The sequence below is a fragment of the Pseudomonas sp. UBA5666 genome, assembly GCF_002420785.1.
Classification (GTDB): Bacteria; Pseudomonadota; Gammaproteobacteria; order Pseudomonadales; family Pseudomonadaceae; genus Aquipseudomonas; species Aquipseudomonas fulva.
Genome location: NZ_DIIQ01000041.1, coordinates 157,681 through 174,906, shown reverse-complemented (window position 1 = coordinate 174,906; position 17,226 = coordinate 157,681). Strand labels below are relative to the sequence as shown.

Sequence of the window (17,226 nt, the reverse complement as noted above, 5' to 3'; positions counted from 1 at the left end):
TTGGCCCTTGGGGAATGTTCAGAAAGTTGAACACCCCCGACCAGGGCCGCCCGGTAGCGGCCCTGGTCGGGGATGTGGACACGGTTACTTCGGCGTGCCGTGCACTACCCCTGCCGTGTTGTCCAGCAAGCTCTTGGTGGCCGTCTGAATATAGGCTTCGAGCTGCTTGAGCAACTGCGGCTGGTCCGGGCTTTCGATGAGCTCGGCCTTGAACTCGCGACCCAACTGATAGCGGTATAGGCGCGGGGTCATGTCCTTGGACTCGATCAGGATACGGTCGCCCTGCACCAGGCCCACGATCTGCTCGCTGCCCGAAGGCTTGATCATGCCGATGCCTGGGTCGCCCTCAGGCAGGTTGAGCAAGTCGCGCCCCCAGCACTGATGGCGCGTCTGGCCGCCCAGGCGACCCATGATAGTCGGTACGATATCGACCTGGGTGCCCACGGTATGGTTGACCGCACCGAACTTCTCCTGGATGCCTGGAGCGATCAGCAGCAGCGGTACGTTGAACCGTCCCAGGTCCAGTTCGGTGACCTGTTGATGGTTGCCGAAACCATGGTCACCCACAATCACGAACAGGGTGTCCTTGAAGTAAGGCTCCTTGCGCGCCTTCTCGAAGAACTGGCCCAGGGCCCAGTCCGAGTAGCGCATGGCCGTCAGGTGTTCGTCCAGGCGGCCTTGCCCGGTCACCTTCTCTACCGGCAGGTCCTTGGGCAGGGCGTACGGCGTGTGGTTGGACAGGGTCTGGAGCAAGGCATAGATCGGCTTTTTACCATCGTGCTTGGCCAGTTCCTGATTGCCGCGGTCGAACATGTCCTGGTCGGACACGCCCCACGTCGGGTCAGAGAACACCGGGTCGACGAAGTCCTGCCGGCCGATGAAGGTGGTCATGCCCTGGTTGCCGAAGAAGCCGGACTGGTTGTCCCAGGCGAAATCGCCGTTGTAGACGTACACGTCGTCGTAGTCACGGGCGCTGAGCAAGGCTGGCAGCCCGGACAGCTTGTGACCGCCCTCCGGGGTCTGCATCAGGTACTCGAAGCCTGGCAGGTTGGGGAAGCACGCCATGGTGGCGAACATGCCCTGGTGCGTGTGGGTGCCGTTAGAGAAGAAACGGTCGAACAACAGCCCTTCCTTGGCCAGCTTGTCGAAGTAAGGGGTGATGTTGTTGGGGCTGCCCAGCGCGCCGACCGAATGGCCCGCGAAGCTCTCCATCAGGATCACCACCACGTTCTTGATGGGCAGGGTGCCCTCGGCTGGCGGCACGAAATCGCGGCGCACGGCAGCTTCGTCGGCATCGACCAGGGTGTCATGGGGGGTCAGCAGTTGCTGGCGTACGGTCTGGGTCGCCAGGTTCTGCTCAAGCACCGGCTTCCAGATGTTGGCGCGGTCCTCGCCAAAGCGGCTCTTGGCGGCGTCGATCAGGGTCAGGGTGCCGTTGAGGCCCAACTGGTTGACGAAGTTCGAGTCGGTGGTGAACGCGTCACCCCAGCGCATGGGCGGGCCCTGACGCAGGGTGCCACGGGCGGCGATCACGGCCACCAGCAGGATCACCATGAACACTGCCAGGCGGTAATACCAGGCAGCCACCGGCTGGGTCCCAATCCCGCGGGTCAGCCGGTCCACACCCTTGAACAGCAGGCTGAGCAGCCAGGTTCCGAACACCCAGGCCAGCAGGTAGCGCACCACTGGGAAGCCGTACCAGAGCATGCTCATGACGGTTTTGGGGTCTTCCTTGATGTACTGGAACACCAGCCCGTTCAGACGCTGGTGGAACTCGCGATAGAAGTCCAGCTCCATCAGGCCCAGGAACATCACCACGCTGGCGGTGAGCGTCAGCCAGAACCGGAACACACCCCGGCGGGCCATGGCCCAGGGGCTCAGCAGTGCCAGCAGCAGCGGTATGCTGATGTACACCACCACCCGAAGGTCGAAGCGCAGGCCGTTGACGAACCCTTCGGCGACCGTGGCCGCTGGCGTGTCGCCAATCATGTCGCTGTTGTAGACCAGCAGTGCCAGGCGCACGAGGCTGAGCATCAGCATGATGACCAGCGCGCTGAGCAGCGTATAGGCCAGGTGGGATTTGAGGGTCGGCGAGAACGGCGCTCGCGCGCGCCGTTGCTTCAAGGCGTCCGGGTTGGCCATGAACAGGAAGGTCCTAGAAATGCGGTTTGCGAAGAAGGCGCTGGCGCAAGACCAGCGCGGCATTGTGCGGGTGCTGATTCTGTTTAATTCATTGTGAAAATTTTGTCACGGCCTGGATGCGCCTGTGGCGCCAGGGGTGTAGTTGTGCTGACTTCAAAGCCGGCCCGAGCCGCGCGGCCCGGCGATGGCCCAGATCACCAGCCCCACGACTGGCAGCAGGGCAATCAGGAGAATCCACAACACCTTTACGCCCACTTCGCGGTCGCTCTTGTAGACGTTGATGATGGCCCAGATATCCAGGGCAAGAATGATCAGACCTACCAGGCTGTTGAACATCGATCCCATACCGCGTACTCCAGTTGATGAGTGTATTGCTGCATAGCATAGCCCCCTATCGGTTCAATAGAAGGGAATCCTTGGCCTGGCCAGCAGGTCACTGCCTATGATGCATCGTCATTTCGATCAGAGGTTCTGCATGCCACCTGCCCACAGCCACAGCGCCACCCCGCCCTCGCCGTTCAGCGTGTGGCGGCAACAGATAGCCAACAACCCCTGGGTCGGAGCAGGCCTTGCGCTGAGCCTGGTGGCCGTCGTGATCCTGCTGGGTGCAAGCCTGTGGAACGCGGTCAACGGCGATCATTCCGAAAACCTGCACCTGGCCGCGCTCGGTGGCCTGTCCGGGTTTGGCGCCACCGCACTGGGCGCCGTGCTGGCCGTGGTTTTGCGTGATGTCAGTAGCCGTAACCAGGACGTGATGCTGGGGTTCGCTGCCGGCATGATGCTGGCGGCCAGTTCGTTTTCGCTGATCCTGCCGGGTCTGGACGCGGCGCGGGAAATCACCGGCAGTGGGCCGGGTGCGGCTTTGATCGTGGTCGTCGGCATGGGGTTGGGCGTGCTGCTGATGCTGGGCCTTGACCGTTTCACACCCCACGAGCATGAACGCGTCGGCGTGGTTGGGCCAGAAACCGAACGGTTCAGCCGGGTCTGGCTGTTCGTGCTGGCCATTACCCTGCACAACTTGCCCGAGGGCATGGCCATCGGAGTGAGCTTCACCAACGGTGACATGAACATCGGCCTGCCACTGACTACCGCCATCGCCATTCAGGACATCCCGGAGGGCCTGGCCGTGGCGCTGGCGCTGCGGGCGACCGGGCTGTCCAACCTGAAGGCCGCACTGGTGGCGATTGGTTCAGGGGTGATGGAACCCTTGGGCGCGATCATCGGCCTGGGTATTTCCACCGGCTTTGCCGTGGCCTACCCCATCAGCATGGGGCTGGCGGCGGGCGCGATGATCTTCGTGGTGAGCCACGAGGTCATTCCTGAAACCCACCGTCACGGCCACCAGACCTCAGCCACGCTCGGCCTGATGGGCGGTTTTGCGGTGATGATGTTCCTGGACACCGCACTGGGCTGACAGCGCCGGTGTGCGGCCCTGTACGAAACGGTCAGGCGTGCAGGGCGATTTTCAGGGCCTCCAGGGCTGGCTCGGCCTTGATGCCGAGTTCAGCGGCCAGCGCCTGGACCCGTTCCAGATCCTGCTGGCCCACCATGACCATCTGCAACTCATCATCGAGCAACTGGCTGAAATCGAGCAGTACGTAGCCACCGGCTTCCTTGTTGAGCGCTCCCATCTGCACCTGGATGCGGTTGAGCGCAACGAGCGGTTCGGTGCGTGCCAGCTGCTTGGGCTTGAGCGTGAACGGCACGCTCTTGTCGAAAGAGTCGCTGATCTGCTGGAACAGCTCCTGATAAGTGTCGGCCTGGAATACCACGGTATCGGGCAGGCTGCCGAGCACTATCCATTCGCCCAGTGGGATGGGAAAGCTGTCGTCGTAGTTGATGTCGGGGTTGGCGGCCAGGAAGGCGTCGGGGTCGGCGTAGGCCTGGGCAGCCTCGTCGGCAATGCGCTCGATGTCTTCTTCGCGCAGGCAGCCTGCACCGATGAGGCGGATGAATTCGAGCAGCTGAGTTTTCATGAGGGGGGGGCCTGTGGCGATGGCAAAGTCGCCAAGGATAGCCGCAAACGCCCCCTGCCCGTTAGCCTGCCAGCGCTTGCAGGCGTGCGGTGGCGTCCACTGCGCCCATGGTCTGGGCTGCCATCAGTGCGTTGGCACCACGGGCATCTTGCAAGGCGGGGTTGGCACCCTGGGCCAGCAGGTACTCGAGGATCTCGACACGGTTGAACATGGCGGCCAACATCAGTGCCGTGCGTCCATCCTGGGCAGCGGCATCGACCGGTACACCGTTTTCCAGCAACAGGCGGATCATGGCCATGTCCCCTTTGAAGGCGGCACCGGCAATGGGCAACTGACCATTGTCGTTGGCGATCAGCGGATCGGCCCCGTGGCTGAGCAGCACCTGAACGGCGTCATGGTGGCCGTGGTAACTGGCCAGCATCAGCAGGGTGTCGCCCTTGTGATTACGCAGGTTCACCGGCAGACCGCTTTGCAGCAGGCGCTCCAGCATCGGGGCATCGCCTTGACGGGCCTTGTCGAATACTTGTGCGGCGAAGGCCGCCGCTTCATCGGTAGACATTTGAGCAGGCTGAGCGGGCGCAGTCTGGGTGGACATAAGGAACCTCCTGGTAGAAATCGTTGCCCAAGTGTTTGTCAGGCCCTTCCTGCGCGTCAAAGGTTCCGTTTCTATCGAGCCCATAGTGTTGATCGGCTCGCCGTGCAAAATGCACTGTGCAAAATGCATGACCTTGCAGCTTGCATGGAAAGCATTCTCCAAAAGTAGCCCAAGCCCCTGATTTTATTGGATTTTTCCTACACGCTGTTTCTGGCACGGTCGCTGCAATCTATCTAGACATCGATTGCCACACACCTTGTCAGGAGTAGTCATGAACCTTATCCAGGAAAAATTCGTCTCGGTGTTCCCTGCTTACCAAGTAGCGACTCAACCACGTCCTGACGGCGGCATCTTGCTGACTCTGCGTGCGGCCGACGGCAAGGTTACCCGCCGTGTACTGACCTACACCCAACTGCACAGCGCCGAGCAATTGTCCTGGGCCATCAGCGCCATCCGCCGTGACCTGGCCGAGCAAGCCAGCGAGCTGCCGGTGATCTCGATGCTGCAGAGCCAACAGCGTTTTGCGTTGCCGACGTATCGCTGATTCTTTCACTGCCCGAAAGCGACCATTTCAGGTAGGAGCGGCCTCGTGCCGCGATGGGCCGCACTGCGGCCCCACGATTTCGGCGTAAAAGCTAATACCGCCGGGGCCGCTACGCGACCCATCGCGGCACAAGGCCGCTCCTACCCGGGCATCACATGTCTTGGGCGCAAGGCTACAGCTCGTCTATCCCCAAAAACGCTCGCGCGCTCGCATCGCCGGTGAAGATCGGCTGACTCCCTGCTTGCGCTGCAAATAGCCTGAACGCCAGGCAAAACGGCGCCTCACCCAGCTCAAGCCAGCGCCGCGTTCCCGCAGGCACGCGCAACTGGTCGCCCTTCTCACACATCACCGAATACACCCCAGCGCCCAGGCGCAAGCCGACCTGCACGCGTCCGCTCACCACAGCGATCACTTCGTTGGTCTCGAGCACATGCTCATCGCGCAGATCAGGGCCTTGCGCCTCGATGCCGTCACGGTTGATCACCGCATATGCCCGGCAGGCGTGCGTAGTCATCAGGTGATCCAGATGGGCTTGGCAAGCTTCCATCATCTCATCGTGCAAAGTGCCCGGACGCACCCGCAGCCCGTGCTCAGCCTGGGTCAGCGTCACCCCATGCTCGGCGAGCGCGGCCGTGATGTCTTCGGCGTGGGTCAGCACCTTGTTGGGCAACTGCGGGGTGGAGGGATCGAATACGCAGAGGATGCTCATCGTAAGGTCCTGTTCGGTTGCGAATGAAAGGCCATGATAACGGCTGCTGCCAGTGCTGCGGCGCTGGCCATACCAAAGGTGAGCCCAGGGCCCAGCATGTTCCAGCTGTAGCCGGCGTACAACGCGCCCAGGGCGCCGCCGGTACCCGACAGCGCGGCATACAGGGCCTGGCCCTGCCCCTGCTGCCTGGCGCCGAAACTGGCCTGTACGAAGGCGATGCTGGCGGCGTGAAAGCAGCCGAAGGTGGCCGCATGCAGGACCTGCGCGCCCACCAGTACGCTGGGCTCCGCCGCCAGGTTACCCAGCAACAGCCAGCGCACCGCGGCCAGTATGAAGCTTGCTAGCAGCACCCGGCGCACGCTGAACCGCGCGAACAGCCGGCTCATTAGCATGAACATCACCACCTCCGCCACCACCCCGAGCGCCCACAGCAGGCCAATGGCCGTTCGGCTGTAACCCAGGTGCTCCAAGTGCAGCGTAAGGAAGGTGTAGTACGGCCCATGGCTCAGTTGCATGAGTGCCACACAGGCATAGAACGCCAGGACCCCAGGCGCACGCAGCTGCATGAGGAAACCGCCGGCCGCCTGCCGCTCACCGTGCTCGACGGGCTGGGCATTGGGTACCCAGAGGCTGGCGGCCACGATACCCGCCATGATCAGAACCAGGGCCACAGGGTAGATGTCCAGGCTCAGCCACTCGAACAGGCGCCCAAGCCCCACCACGGTGAGGATGAACCCGATCGACCCCCACAGCCTTACCTGGCTGTAGCGCGACGTCTGGCCGTGCAGGTGCGCCAGCGTAATGACCTCGAACTGCGGCAGCACCGCGTGCCAGAAGAACGCATGCAAGGCCATGACCATCGCCAGCCAAGCGTAGCTCTTGCCGAAGAAGATCAGGCTGAACGTTGCCAGCGTGCACAGCGCCCCAAGCCGCACGATCAGCAGGCGCTGGCCGGTCCGGTCCCCTAGCCAGCCCCACAGGTTGGGCGCTATGCAGCGCATCAGCATGGGAATGGCCACCAGTTCGCCGATCCGCGCGGGCGAAAAGCCCAGGTGGTCGAAGTACAGCGCCAGGAACGGCGCCGTGGACCCCAGCAAGGCGAAATAGAAGAGGTAGAAACTGGACAATCGCCAGTAGGGTATTGGCTGCATGGGGTTGCCTTGGAAAGCAGGGCCTGCTGGCGGTGACTCAGCCGCTTGAGTCACCGCCGCGAGAAAACAGGCCCAGGTGGGTCAGAGCTGGCCCAGCACCGGCGTGCTCACCTTCACCTCGGCGTTCTGGGCACGGTGGCGCAACAGGTGATCCATCAGCGCGATGGCCATCATCGCCTCGGCGATCGGGGTGGCGCGAATGCCTACACAGGGGTCATGCCGGCCTTTGGTGATCACGTCCACAGGGTTGCCGTCGACGTCCACCGAGCGGCCCGGCACGGTGATGCTGGAGGTGGGCTTGAGTGCCAGGTGGGCAACGATCGGCTGGCCCGAGGAGATACCACCCAGGATGCCGCCCGCGTTGTTGCTGAGAAAACCCTGCGGGGTCATCTCGTCGCGGTGTTCGGTGCCGCGCTGCGCGACGCTGGCAAAGCCTGTGCCGATTTCCACACCCTTCACAGCATTGATGCTCATCAACGCGTGGGCCAGCTCGGCGTCCAGGCGATCGAAAATCGGCTCGCCCAGGCCCGGCATCACGCCCTCGGCCACCACGGTGATCTTGGCGCCTACCGAATCCTGATCGCGGCGCAGCTGGTCCATGTACGCCTCAAGCTCCGGCACCTTGCTCGGGTCGGGGCTGAAGAAAGCGTTCTGCTCCACCGAGTCCCAGGTCTTGAAAGGGATTTCGATCGGGCCCAGCTGGCTCATGTAGCCACGCACGGTGATGCCCTGGGTGGCCAGGTACTTCTTGGCGATGGCGCCGGCAGCCACGCGCATGGCCGTTTCGCGGGCCGAACTACGCCCGCCGCCACGGTAGTCGCGGGTGCCGTATTTGTGGTGGTAGGTGTAGTCGGCATGGGCCGGGCGGAACAGGTCCTTGATGGCCGAATAGTCCTTGGACTTCTGGTCGGTGTTGCGGATCAGCAGGCCAATGGAGCAACCGGTCGTGCGCCCTTCGAACACGCCCGAGAGGATTTCCACCTCATCGGGCTCCTGGCGCTGGGTGGTATGGCGGCTGGTGCCGGGCTTGCGCCGGTCCAGGTCACGCTGCAGGTCGGCGAGAGAGATCTCAAGGCCTGGCGGGCACCCATCGACAATGGCGACCAACGCCGGGCCATGGCTTTCGCCAGCGGTGGTGACAGTGAACAGCTTGCCGTAGGTATTGCCGGACATGGACGCTCCGCGAGATCTGCCTGAAGTGAACGAAAGCGGCAGTATACAGATGGATTGCCTGCCTGTGCGGGCCGGTTGGCAAGCGCATCGTTACGGACGATACAGGGCCTTGGACCTGGCCCTAGAACCTTCATTGGCCATTGTGGGTCAAAGTGCTATCTCCCCCTGTGTAGTTGCGCACGATGCCGCGTTTCATTGCCCTGTTTTGCCTGCTGTTGACCAGCCTTTGCCATGCCGCCACCCCCACCGTCCTGCACCGCCCCATCGACCTGGACACCGGTCAGGGGGTACTGCACGGCAGCCTGCTGTTACCCCAGCAGGACACGCCGCCGCCGGTGGTGCTGATCATCGCAGGCTCCGGGCCCACCGACCGCGACGGCAACAACCCGGCCGGCGGGCGCGTGGACAACCTGAAGCGCCTGGCCCTGCTGCTGGCCAATGCAAACATCGCCAGCGTGCGCTACGACAAGCGCGGGGTGGCCGCCAGCCAACCGGCCACGCCCGATGAGCGCGACCTGAGCGTGGAACGCTACGTTGCCGATGTGGTGGCTTGGGGCCACAAGCTCAAGGCCGACCCCCGCTTCGGCCCCTTGATCCTGATCGGCCACAGCGAAGGTGCGCTGATCGCCAGCCTGGCCGCCGAGCAGGCCGGGGCCAGCGCAGTGATCAGCCTGGCCGGCAGCGGCAGGCCCATGGCCGAGGTGGTGCGTGAGCAGCTGGCCGAGCGCCTGCCGCCTGCGCAGCTGGCCCGTGGCAGCGCCCTGCTCGACCGCCTGGAAGCTGGCCAGACCAGCCTGGACGTGCCCGCACCACTGCGCCAAGTGTTTCGCCCCAGCGTGCAGCCCTACCTGATCACCTTGTTCCGGCAGGACCCGGCAGCCGCGTTTGCGCGGCTGTCCATGCCGGCGCTGATCGTGCAGGGGCGCAACGACGTGCAGGTGGACGTGGCGGATGCGCAGAAGCTCAAGGACGCCAAACCCGATGCCCACCTGGTGCTGATCGAGGGCATGAACCATATGCTGCGCATCAGCCCCAAGGACATGAGCGAACAGCGCGAGAGTTACCAGAACCCCCAGTTGCCGCTGGCACGGGAGCTGGGCGAGCAGATCGTCGCGTTCATTCGCCAGTTGCCACCGGCCTGATCGACGGGCTCAGGTCTGCGCGCAGGCGGCCGATACAGCGTGCATAGCCAAGGACATGCCCTGATGACCACACCACCTGCTGCCACAGAGCCGGCTGAAGAGCCCCAACACACCCCCGCCCTGCCCTGGGCGGATCTGGCCGTCGAACATCACCAGTTGCTGCGCCTGGCGCCCCTGCCTGGCGACCGCGCAACCGGCGCCCGCCCCCTGCGTTTCGTGCAGTTCGGCTATGCCGAGCGCCACGACCCGGCCCACAGCCTGCTGCGCATGCAGATTGGGTTGCCCGGCCAGAAGGTGCACAAGGGCCATAACCAGGTGGACATACGCGTAGATCACCAGACGAAGCGCGTGTACCTGGGGGATGAACATGGCCTGCAACTGGAGCCGGTCAATCGCGGCCTGGGCCGCTTTTTGCTGGCCCAGGCTGCCCAGTGGCTGCAGCGCAAATGGCCGAATTACCGAGTAGAGGCTTTTGCGCTGCCGAGCAAGGATGCGCTGGAGGAGGACTCGCGCCTGCGCCGGGACCAGTGCCTGCGTGGGGTAGGCCTTGAGGTGCAATACGAAGACGGGCAGGTGCTCAAGGGCCGAACGGCCGAGACCCGGGTAGACCAGTTGGAGGTAGGCTGGAACAGCGAGCGCGTGCAGCGCCTGGGCCTTCTGGATGCAGCGCAGTTGCTGCAGCAGGCAGACCAGCAGTTGCAGGAAGGCGAAGCCCGCTTGCGCGAGCGCGACGAGCGTGTGGCCAAGTACCAGCGCGAAGACAGCGGCTTGCGGTTCACCATCACCTGCCTGGTGGCCTTTGCACTGTTTCAGGCCGGGCTGCTGATCTGGATCGCCACGCGTTGAAAGCCTGGGGCCGGCGTTGTGCGAGCCTCAGGTGGTGTGAAGACGGCTTGGGCGGAACGGGCGCCTGGCACCCGTGCCCCCCACTCGGCCTCAGACGCGGCCTTTGAACAACGCCTGATGCTGACGGCACTGCTCGGCGGTGAGCATGAATACCCCATGCCCGCCGCGCTCGAATTCGAGCCAGGCGAAGTCGACTTCCGGGTACAGCGCCTCGACATGAACCTGGCTATTGCCCACCTCCACGATCAGCAAGCCCTTTTCGGTCAGGTGATCGGCCGCTTCGGCCAGCATGCGCCGTACCAGGTCCAGACCATCGGCACCGCAGGCCAGGCCCAGCTCCGGTTCGTGGTGGTATTCGGCCGGCATGTCGCCGAAGTCTTCGGCGTCCACATAGGGCGGGTTGGACAGGATGAGGTCGAAGCGCTGGCCCGGCAACCCCTCGAAACCATCGCCCTGCACGGTGTACACCCGGCCATCGAGGCCATGGCGCTCGATGTTCTGGTTGGCCACTTCGAGCGCTTCGAACGACAGGTCGGCCAGCACCACCTCGGCCTGCGGGAAGACGTCGGCGGCGACGATCCCGATGCAGCCGGAGCCGGTGCACAGGTCCAGAATGCGGGCTGGCTCAGCGCCCAGCCACGGCTCAACACGCTTTTCCAGCAGCTCGCCAATGGGTGAGCGCGGCACCAGCACGCGCTCGTCGACGATGAACGACATGCCACAGAACCAGGCCTCGCCCAACAGGTAGGCGGTGGGCACCCGTTCTTCGATGCGGCGCTTGAGCAGGTGCTGCAGCTGTACACGCTCGGCATCCTCGAGCATGCAGTCCAGGTAGCTGTCGGCCACCTCCCACGGCAGGTGGACTGCCCCCAGCACCAGCAACCGGGCTTCATCCCAGGCGTTGTCGGCACCGTGGCCGAAGAACAGGTCGTGCTCATGGAAGCGGCTGACCGCCCAACGGATGTAGTCGCGCAGCGTGCGCAGACGGGATGTGATCACGGGAAACTCCTAATTCAGACTGGCCGAAAGTCTAACAGCCCAGGCCCTGGATTTGTTCCCTGCAATCGCCTGTACGGTAGCCACAGGCCAGCAACCACGCCGCTTGCGTTGTCAACCATTCCCATTGTCGCCAAGGCAGGGGAGAATAGGCGTACAAAAGCCCTATACCAAGGAGCCCTTGATGTCCGTTCCAACCACGATGTTCCGCCTCACTGGCCGCGATTACCCGCCGGCCAAGCTGAGCCAAGCCAGCCTGATCATCATTGATGCGCAGAAGGAGTACCTGACCGGGCCCCTGGCGCTGTCGGGCATGGATGAGGCCGTGGCCAACATCGCCAGGTTGCTCGACGCCGCGCGCAAGGGCGGCCGTCCGATCATCCATGTTCGCCATCTGGGCACCGTTGGCGGGCGCTTCGACCCCCAGGGCCCTGCAGGTCAGTTCATCCCGGGGCTCGAACCGCTGGAAGTCGAGACCGTGATCGAAAAACGCATGCCCAATGCCTTCAAGAACACCAAGCTGCACGAGACGTTGCAAGCACTCGGCCATCTCGACCTGATCGTCTGCGGCTTCATGAGCCACTCCAGCGTCAGCACCACCGTGCGCCGTGCCAAGGACTATGGTTACCGGTGCACCCTGGTGGAAGACGCGTCGGCCACCCGCGACCTGGCTTTCAACAATGAGGTGATTCCAGCGGCGCAGATCCACCGGTGTGAAATGGCCGTGATGGCCGACAACTTCGCCTGCGTGGCGCCGACGGCCAGCCTGATCTGATCCGATCAGGAGGGTGGCGGCAGGCAGGAACCCGAGGGGTGTTTGTGGGTCCAAGGGCCCAGACCCCTACAGGAGAGCAGGATGAAGCTTAAAGGCAGTATCGACGCCAAGCGCCTGCGCCCGCGCCAACCGCGCAGCTGGGGCGCACGCCTGGGTGCTGCGCTTGCCGCGCTGCTGGCCACCCTTGGTGTGTTACTGGCCATGGCCGGCGTGGCCGGGCTGCTGGGCAACTACCCTGCCCTGGCCGAACTCAACGCCAACAAGCCGCTTGCCGCCACCTTGACGGTGGTGGGGCTGCTGATGCTGTGGCTTGGCGTACGCTTCTGGCGCCTGAGCCGCATTCGCATGCGCCGTGCTCGGGAGCTGAACATGTCGCCCCACTTGATGAAGAAGCATGAGTGAGGTTCCTGCAACCGCAGCCCCCCTGTAGGAGCGGCCTAGTGCCGCGATGGGGCGCGCAGCGGCCCCAGGATTTCAGCTTGGCCGCCTAGATCGCCGGGGCCGCTGCGCGTCCCATCGCGGCACTAGGCCGCTCCTACATTAGCTCACCGTCCCCCTTAGTAGCCCACCGTCGCCCTTCCCCACCCGACCACCATGGCTGCACACCGCCGCGCACTCGCGTAAACTATGCCGCCCACGCGGAGGCATCATGCAAGACGACGATTTTTCCCTGTTCAAGGCCGAAGTGCGCGGCGTCAAGCCGATCACGCACGACCGTGCCGAGGTCGGCAAGCCCAAGGCCGATCGCCAGAAACTGGCCGGCCTGCGCCAGTCGGCGACCGTGTCCAGCGACAAGGCATTGGTCATCGATGGCATGTCCGACCAGTTCGTCATCGACGTGGGCGCCGAAGACGAACTGATGTGGCGCCGTGACGGTGTTCAGGAAACCCAGCTGCGCAAGCTCAAGCTTGGGCAGATACCGTTCGAAGGCAGCCTGGACCTACACGGCATGACCGTGGAAAAGGCGCGCGAGACGCTTTGGGATTTCATCGCCGAGGCGACGCGCCTTGAAGTACGCTGCGTGCGGGTCACCCATGGCAAGGCGGCACGCCTGGACGGCAAGCGCCCCATGATCAAGAGCCACGTCAACACCTGGCTGCGCCAGCACCCGCAAGTGCTCGGCTTTGCCTCCTGCAGTGCCCGCCACGGTGGCACCGGCGCGGTCTATGTGATGCTCAAACGAACCATGCTCGAAGGCCGCGACGAGTAACGCCGCGCTTGCAGCGCCGCCCTTGCCGCCGTAACCTTCGTTTTTGCGATTTTTCCCACAGGTAGATCCATGTCCCTGGAACAGAACTACACCGAGATCCTCAGCCAGATTGGCGAGGACGTCTCCCGTGAGGGCCTGCTCGACACGCCCAAGCGGGCTGCAAAGGCGATGAAGTATCTTTGCCGCGGTTATGAGCAAACACTGGAAGAAGTGACCAACAACGCGTTGTTCAGTTCCGACAACAGCGAAATGGTGCTGGTCCGGGACATCGAGCTGTATTCGATGTGCGAGCACCACATGTTGCCCTTCATCGGCAAGGCCCACGTGGCCTACCTGCCCAAGGGCAAAGTGCTGGGCCTGTCGAAAGTGGCGCGTATCGTCGACATGTACGCCCGCCGCCTGCAGATCCAGGAAAACCTCAGCCGCCAGATCGCCGATGCCGTGCAGCAGGTGACCGGTGCCGCCGGCGTTGCCGTGGTCATCGAGGCCAAGCACATGTGCATGATGATGCGCGGTGTGGAGAAGCAGAATTCGAGCATGATCACGTCGGTGATGCTGGGTGAGTTCCGCGCCAACGCGGCCACCCGCAGCGAGTTCCTCAGCCTGATCAAGTAACCGGCTGCGTCACCCAGGCCGACCCCTGCCGGTCGGCCTTTTTCATTTCAGGAGTTTGTACATGATCGTCAAAGCCCTGCGGGTTGGCCTCGGCCAGCTTATCGTATTCGGCGACTGGGCCAGCCGCCCGGCCAAGCGCAAGCGCGACCCGGCGGCCCAGGCCCGCGTGGACGAGGCGGCCGAGGGCCTGGCGCTCTACCAGTTCCATGCCTGTCCGTTCTGCGTCAAGACCCGCCGCACCTTGCACCGCCTGAACGTGCCGGTGGCGTTGCGCGATGCCAAGAACGACCCTGTGCACCGCCAGGCCTTGGAACAAGGCGGTGGCCGGATAAAGGTGCCCTGCCTGCGCATCGAGGAAGCGGGCAAGGTGACCTGGATGTATGAGTCCAAGACCATCATTGCCTACCTGGATGAGCGGTTTGGCAAGGGTTGATTCAGCGGTGGCGGGTGCAGCCTTGGCACCCGCCAGCGAGCCAGGTCGCTCCTACATGTTGCTCGTGAATCAGCCCACCATCGGCACATGCCGCGGATGGCTGCTCACCCTCTCCAGCCAGGCACGCACGGCCGGGTAGTCCGCCAGGTCGAAACCGCCTTGCTGTGCCACATGGGTGTAGGCATACAACGCCACATCGGCGATGGAATACTGGTCACCTACCAGGTACGGCGTCACCTGCAACTGCCGCTCCATCACACGCAGCGCCTTGTACCCGCCCTTGTGCAACTTGCGGTACTCCTCCACGCGATCATCCGGCAGCCCCAGGTAGAACTGGATGAAGCGGGCCACAGCGATATACGGCTCATGGCTGTATTGCTCGAAGAACTGCCACTGCAAGACCTGGGTGCGCAGGCGCGGCTCGGCGGGCAGGAACTCGCTGCCGTCGGCCAGGTAGTTGAGGATGGCATTGGATTCCCACAAGTAACTACCGTCCTCAAGTTGCAACACCGGCACCTTGCCGTTGGGGTTCATGGCCAGGAACTCGGGCGTCTCGGTCTCGCCCTTGAGAATGTCCACGGCGTGCCACTCGTAGGGCCGCCCCAACAGGCTGAGCATCAACTTGACCTTGTAGCAGTTACCCGATTGATAATCGCCGTAAACCTTGTACATCACCCCTACCCCTGCAATGCCGTCATACCAGAGCGCCTGATAGTTAACGACTGTACGGTTAAAAGCAATGATCGCTGTATCGCTGCTGTCACCTCGCCTGGCGTTAGTCTGAAAACCACGGCGTACACCCTTACAAGGATTTTTCATGACCGATGCCACTTCCGCTCGCCTTCGCCCCCTGGCAGATACCTCGCCCTCGGCGGTGGTCGCAGGCTTCATCGCCATGCTCACCGGCTACACCTCCTCGCTGGTGCTGATGTTTCAGGCCGGGCAAGCGGCTGGCCTGACCACCGCGCAGATATCATCGTGGATCTGGGCGCTCTCGATCGGCATGGCGGTCTGCAGCATCGGCCTGTCCCTGCGCTACCGCACGCCCGTGACCGTGGCCTGGTCCACGCCCGGCGCGGCGCTGCTGATCACCAGCCTGGGCGGGGTGAGCTACGGGGAGGCGATCGGGGCCTACATCACCTGTGCTGCGCTGGTGCTGATCTGTGGGCTGACCGGCAGCTTCGAGCGCCTGGTCAAGCGGATTCCTGCCTCGCTGGCATCGGCGCTGCTGGCAGGCATCCTGTTCAAGATCGGCAGCGAAATCTTCGTCGCCGCCCAGCACCGCACCTTGCTGGTGCTGGGCATGTTCTTCAGCTACCTGTTGGTCAAGCGCCTGTCCCCGCGCTACTGCGTACTGGCAGCTCTACTGGTGGGCACGGCCCTGTCCGGTGCCTTGGGGCTGCTGGACTTCAGCGGCTTCGCCCTGGAAATGGCAACGCCGGTATGGACCACGCCGCACTTTTCGCTGGCAGCCACCATCAGCATCGGCATTCCGCTCTTCGTGGTGGCAATGACCTCGCAGAACATGCCGGGCATTGCCGTGCTGCGGGCAGACGGTTATCAGGTGCCGGCCTCTGCGTTGATTTCAACCACCGGCCTGGCTTCGTTGCTGCTGGCCCCGTTCGGCTCGCACGGGGTGAACCTGGCCGCCATCAGCGCGGCCATCTGCACCGGGCCGCATGCCCATGAAGACCCGAGCAAGCGCTACACCGCGGCCGTGTGGTGCGGCGTGTTCTACGGTGTAGCCGGCGTGTTCGGAGCGACCCTGGCAGCGCTGTTCGCGGCCTTGCCCAAGGAACTGGTGCTGTCGATTGCGGCGCTGGCCCTGTTTGGCTCGATCATGAATGGCCTGACGGTAGCCATGAGTGAAGCGCGCGAGCGTGAAGCGGCCGTCATCACCTTCATGGTCACGGCCTCGGGGCTTACGCTGTTCTCCATCGGTTCGGCCTTCTGGGGCATCGTGGCCGGTGTACTGGCCCTGTTGATCCTGAACCCACGCAAGGCGTAAGACACCCGCCCATGGCAGGCTCCCCGCCGGCGGAGCCCTGCCAGGCCGGCGCCATCACAGCCTGAAGTGCCCCACCATGCCCTTGAGGTCGGTGCCGAGCTGCGCTAGCTCGACGCTGGACCGGGCGCTGTCCTGCATGGCCAACGCAGCCTGGTCGGCACTGCCACGAATTTGCGTGACGCTGCGGCTGATTTCTTCGGCGACCGAGCTTTGCTGTTCGGCGGCGGCGGCGATCTGCTGGTTCATCTGCTGAATCAACGACACCGCTGCGGCAATACTGCCCAATGCGCTTTCGGTGTGCAGGGCATCGGCCACGGCCAGGCGCACCAGCTCCGTGCTGCCGCGAATCTGCGCGACGGACTGCTGCGCATTGCCGCGCAGGCTGGCCACCAGGGTTTCGATCTGCTCGGTGGACTGGCGCGTGCGCCTGGCCAGTGCACGCACCTCGTCGGCCACCACTGCAAAGCCGCGCCCCTGCTCGCCGGCCCGGGCCGCTTCGATGGCCGCGTTGAGGGCCAGCAGGTTGGTTTGCTCGGCCACGCTCTTGATGACTTCGAGCACATCGCCAATGGTATGGATTTCAGAGCTGAGGCTCTCGATGCCCGCGCTGGCGGTTTCGGCTGCGGCGGCCAACTGCTCAATGCGCTGCATGCTCTGGCGCACCACATGCTGCCCCGAATCGACCTTCTCGTCCGCAGCCTGCGCCGCTTGCGCGGCTTGCTCGGCGTTGCGCGCCACATCGTGCACGGTAGCCGTCATCTGTTGCATCGCCGTGGCCACTTGTTCGGTCTCTTCCTTCTGGCTGCCGACTTCGCGGTTGGTCTGCTCGGTCACGGCCGACAGCGCCTGGGCGTTGCCGGCCAACTGCTCGATGCCTTGCTGCAAACCGCTGACGATGCCTGACAGGCCGG

The 17,226-nt window shown here is 63.9% G+C and carries 20 protein-coding genes; 10 read left to right on the top strand and 10 right to left on the bottom strand.

Going from position 1 to position 17,226, the window contains the following annotated elements; translation table 11 throughout:
- Window positions 1-84 precede the first annotated feature (84 nt).
- Window positions 85-2,142, bottom strand: a complete 2,058-nt coding sequence (locus tag B2Y33_RS17780; RefSeq protein WP_023535377.1) for an LTA synthase family protein — start codon at window positions 2,140-2,142, stop codon at window positions 85-87.
- A 153-nt stretch (window positions 2,143-2,295) separates the two neighbouring features.
- Complete coding sequence (locus B2Y33_RS17775) at window positions 2,296-2,487, bottom strand: PLDc N-terminal domain-containing protein (protein ID WP_027914307.1); 192 nt, start codon at window positions 2,485-2,487, stop codon at window positions 2,296-2,298.
- A gap of 130 nt (window positions 2,488-2,617) precedes the next feature.
- Between B2Y33_RS17775 and B2Y33_RS17770 the strand changes: the two genes are divergently transcribed.
- Window positions 2,618-3,556 (top strand): ZIP family metal transporter, encoded by a 939-nt coding sequence (locus B2Y33_RS17770; protein WP_027914306.1) that lies wholly within the window; start codon window positions 2,618-2,620, stop codon window positions 3,554-3,556.
- A gap of 31 nt (window positions 3,557-3,587) precedes the next feature.
- On the opposite strand, the gene B2Y33_RS17765 is transcribed toward B2Y33_RS17770, so the two are convergent.
- Complete coding sequence (locus B2Y33_RS17765; RefSeq protein ID WP_049696389.1) at window positions 3,588-4,118, bottom strand: hypothetical protein; 531 nt, start codon at window positions 4,116-4,118, stop codon at window positions 3,588-3,590.
- Between the two features lie 61 nt (window positions 4,119-4,179).
- Window positions 4,180-4,713, bottom strand: coding sequence for an ankyrin repeat domain-containing protein (locus B2Y33_RS17760; protein ID WP_028687838.1), 534 nt, complete (start codon window positions 4,711-4,713; stop codon window positions 4,180-4,182).
- A gap of 271 nt (window positions 4,714-4,984) precedes the next feature.
- On the opposite strand from B2Y33_RS17760, the gene B2Y33_RS17755 reads away from it, so the two are divergent.
- Window positions 4,985-5,257, top strand: a complete 273-nt coding sequence (locus B2Y33_RS17755) for a DUF3509 domain-containing protein (protein WP_023535336.1) — start codon at window positions 4,985-4,987, stop codon at window positions 5,255-5,257.
- A gap of 172 nt (window positions 5,258-5,429) precedes the next feature.
- Here the strand turns inward: B2Y33_RS17755 and B2Y33_RS17750 are convergent, their stop codons facing one another.
- From B2Y33_RS17750 to aroC, 3 genes are all read right to left on the bottom strand, one after another.
- Window positions 5,430-5,966 carry an oxidase gene (locus B2Y33_RS17750; RefSeq protein WP_028687837.1) on the bottom strand — a complete coding sequence of 179 codons (537 nt, stop codon included), beginning with the start codon at window positions 5,964-5,966 and terminating at the stop codon, window positions 5,430-5,432.
- Complete coding sequence (locus B2Y33_RS17745) at window positions 5,963-7,117, bottom strand: MFS transporter (RefSeq protein WP_206405687.1); 1,155 nt, start codon at window positions 7,115-7,117, stop codon at window positions 5,963-5,965. Before B2Y33_RS17745 ends, B2Y33_RS17750 begins: the two co-directional genes overlap by 4 nt.
- Before the next feature lie 81 nt (window positions 7,118-7,198).
- Window positions 7,199-8,290: a chorismate synthase gene (aroC, locus tag B2Y33_RS17740; protein ID WP_028687835.1), complete on the bottom strand. Its 1,092-nt coding sequence runs from the start codon at window positions 8,288-8,290 to the stop codon at window positions 7,199-7,201.
- 182 nt (window positions 8,291-8,472) lie between these two features.
- Here aroC and B2Y33_RS17735 point away from each other — a divergent pair, with 182 nt between their 5' ends.
- The gene (locus B2Y33_RS17735; RefSeq protein WP_027914300.1) at window positions 8,473-9,432 is read left to right on the top strand and encodes an alpha/beta hydrolase; all 960 of its coding nucleotides are present in this window, start codon (window positions 8,473-8,475) and stop codon (window positions 9,430-9,432) included.
- Between the two features lie 63 nt (window positions 9,433-9,495).
- Window positions 9,496-10,278 carry a hypothetical protein gene (locus B2Y33_RS17730; RefSeq protein ID WP_104925938.1) on the top strand — a complete coding sequence of 261 codons (783 nt, stop codon included), beginning with the start codon at window positions 9,496-9,498 and terminating at the stop codon, window positions 10,276-10,278.
- Between the two features lie 90 nt (window positions 10,279-10,368).
- Here the strand turns inward: B2Y33_RS17730 and prmB are convergent, their stop codons facing one another.
- On the bottom strand, window positions 10,369-11,277 hold the full coding sequence (prmB, locus tag B2Y33_RS17725) for a 50S ribosomal protein L3 N(5)-glutamine methyltransferase (protein ID WP_027914298.1): 909 nt from the start codon (window positions 11,275-11,277) through the stop codon (window positions 10,369-10,371).
- 181 nt (window positions 11,278-11,458) lie between these two features.
- Between prmB and B2Y33_RS17720 the strand changes: the two genes are divergently transcribed.
- The 5 genes from B2Y33_RS17720 (at window position 11,459) to B2Y33_RS17700 (ending at window position 14,307) form a co-directional block, all read left to right on the top strand.
- Window positions 11,459-12,049 carry a cysteine hydrolase family protein gene (locus B2Y33_RS17720; protein ID WP_104925937.1) on the top strand — a complete coding sequence of 197 codons (591 nt, stop codon included), beginning with the start codon at window positions 11,459-11,461 and terminating at the stop codon, window positions 12,047-12,049.
- Between the two features lie 81 nt (window positions 12,050-12,130).
- Window positions 12,131-12,451: a hypothetical protein gene (locus tag B2Y33_RS17715; RefSeq protein WP_027914296.1), complete on the top strand. Its 321-nt coding sequence runs from the start codon at window positions 12,131-12,133 to the stop codon at window positions 12,449-12,451.
- Between the two features lie 247 nt (window positions 12,452-12,698).
- Window positions 12,699-13,259: a Smr/MutS family protein gene (locus tag B2Y33_RS17710; RefSeq protein ID WP_023535332.1), complete on the top strand. Its 561-nt coding sequence runs from the start codon at window positions 12,699-12,701 to the stop codon at window positions 13,257-13,259.
- 69 nt (window positions 13,260-13,328) lie between these two features.
- Complete coding sequence (gene folE, locus B2Y33_RS17705; protein WP_023535356.1) at window positions 13,329-13,874, top strand: GTP cyclohydrolase I FolE; 546 nt, start codon at window positions 13,329-13,331, stop codon at window positions 13,872-13,874.
- A 61-nt stretch (window positions 13,875-13,935) separates the two neighbouring features.
- Window positions 13,936-14,307 (top strand): glutaredoxin family protein, encoded by a 372-nt coding sequence (locus tag B2Y33_RS17700; RefSeq protein WP_104925936.1) that lies wholly within the window; start codon window positions 13,936-13,938, stop codon window positions 14,305-14,307.
- A 69-nt stretch (window positions 14,308-14,376) separates the two neighbouring features.
- Here the strand turns inward: B2Y33_RS17700 and B2Y33_RS17695 are convergent, their stop codons facing one another.
- Window positions 14,377-14,979 carry a glutathione S-transferase family protein gene (locus B2Y33_RS17695; protein WP_028687830.1) on the bottom strand — a complete coding sequence of 201 codons (603 nt, stop codon included), beginning with the start codon at window positions 14,977-14,979 and terminating at the stop codon, window positions 14,377-14,379.
- 145 nt (window positions 14,980-15,124) lie between these two features.
- Between B2Y33_RS17695 and B2Y33_RS17690 the strand changes: the two genes are divergently transcribed.
- Window positions 15,125-16,315, top strand: a complete 1,191-nt coding sequence (locus B2Y33_RS17690) for a benzoate/H(+) symporter BenE family transporter (RefSeq protein WP_027914294.1) — start codon at window positions 15,125-15,127, stop codon at window positions 16,313-16,315.
- Between the two features lie 54 nt (window positions 16,316-16,369).
- Here the strand turns inward: B2Y33_RS17690 and B2Y33_RS23300 are convergent, their stop codons facing one another.
- Window positions 16,370-17,074 (bottom strand): methyl-accepting chemotaxis protein, encoded by a 705-nt coding sequence (locus tag B2Y33_RS23300; RefSeq protein WP_376744700.1) that lies wholly within the window; start codon window positions 17,072-17,074, stop codon window positions 16,370-16,372.
- Window positions 17,075-17,226 lie beyond the last annotated feature (152 nt).

Coding starts and splice junctions, on each gene's coding strand:
- B2Y33_RS17780 (WP_023535377.1), bottom strand. CDS start 2,142: ATGGCCAACCCGGACGCCTTGAAGCAACGGCGCGCGCGAGCGCCGTTC.
- B2Y33_RS17775 (WP_027914307.1), bottom strand. CDS start 2,487: ATGGGATCGATGTTCAACAGCCTGGTAGGTCTGATCATTCTTGCCCTG.
- B2Y33_RS17770 (WP_027914306.1), top strand. CDS start 2,618: ATGCCACCTGCCCACAGCCACAGCGCCACCCCGCCCTCGCCGTTCAGC.
- B2Y33_RS17765 (WP_049696389.1), bottom strand. CDS start 4,118: ATGAAAACTCAGCTGCTCGAATTCATCCGCCTCATCGGTGCAGGCTGC.
- B2Y33_RS17760 (WP_028687838.1), bottom strand. CDS start 4,713: ATGTCCACCCAGACTGCGCCCGCTCAGCCTGCTCAAATGTCTACCGAT.
- B2Y33_RS17755 (WP_023535336.1), top strand. CDS start 4,985: ATGAACCTTATCCAGGAAAAATTCGTCTCGGTGTTCCCTGCTTACCAA.
- B2Y33_RS17750 (WP_028687837.1), bottom strand. CDS start 5,966: ATGAGCATCCTCTGCGTATTCGATCCCTCCACCCCGCAGTTGCCCAAC.
- B2Y33_RS17745 (WP_206405687.1), bottom strand. CDS start 7,117: ATGCAGCCAATACCCTACTGGCGATTGTCCAGTTTCTACCTCTTCTAT.
- aroC (WP_028687835.1), bottom strand. CDS start 8,290: ATGTCCGGCAATACCTACGGCAAGCTGTTCACTGTCACCACCGCTGGC.
- B2Y33_RS17735 (WP_027914300.1), top strand. CDS start 8,473: ATGCCGCGTTTCATTGCCCTGTTTTGCCTGCTGTTGACCAGCCTTTGC.
- B2Y33_RS17730 (WP_104925938.1), top strand. CDS start 9,496: ATGACCACACCACCTGCTGCCACAGAGCCGGCTGAAGAGCCCCAACAC.
- B2Y33_RS17720 (WP_104925937.1), top strand. CDS start 11,459: ATGTCCGTTCCAACCACGATGTTCCGCCTCACTGGCCGCGATTACCCG.
- B2Y33_RS17715 (WP_027914296.1), top strand. CDS start 12,131: ATGAAGCTTAAAGGCAGTATCGACGCCAAGCGCCTGCGCCCGCGCCAA.
- B2Y33_RS17710 (WP_023535332.1), top strand. CDS start 12,699: ATGCAAGACGACGATTTTTCCCTGTTCAAGGCCGAAGTGCGCGGCGTC.
- folE (WP_023535356.1), top strand. CDS start 13,329: ATGTCCCTGGAACAGAACTACACCGAGATCCTCAGCCAGATTGGCGAG.
- B2Y33_RS17700 (WP_104925936.1), top strand. CDS start 13,936: ATGATCGTCAAAGCCCTGCGGGTTGGCCTCGGCCAGCTTATCGTATTC.
- B2Y33_RS17695 (WP_028687830.1), bottom strand. CDS start 14,979: ATGTACAAGGTTTACGGCGATTATCAATCGGGTAACTGCTACAAGGTC.
- B2Y33_RS17690 (WP_027914294.1), top strand. CDS start 15,125: ATGACCGATGCCACTTCCGCTCGCCTTCGCCCCCTGGCAGATACCTCG.
- B2Y33_RS23300 (WP_376744700.1), bottom strand. CDS start 17,074: ATGACGGCTACCGTGCACGATGTGGCGCGCAACGCCGAGCAAGCCGCG.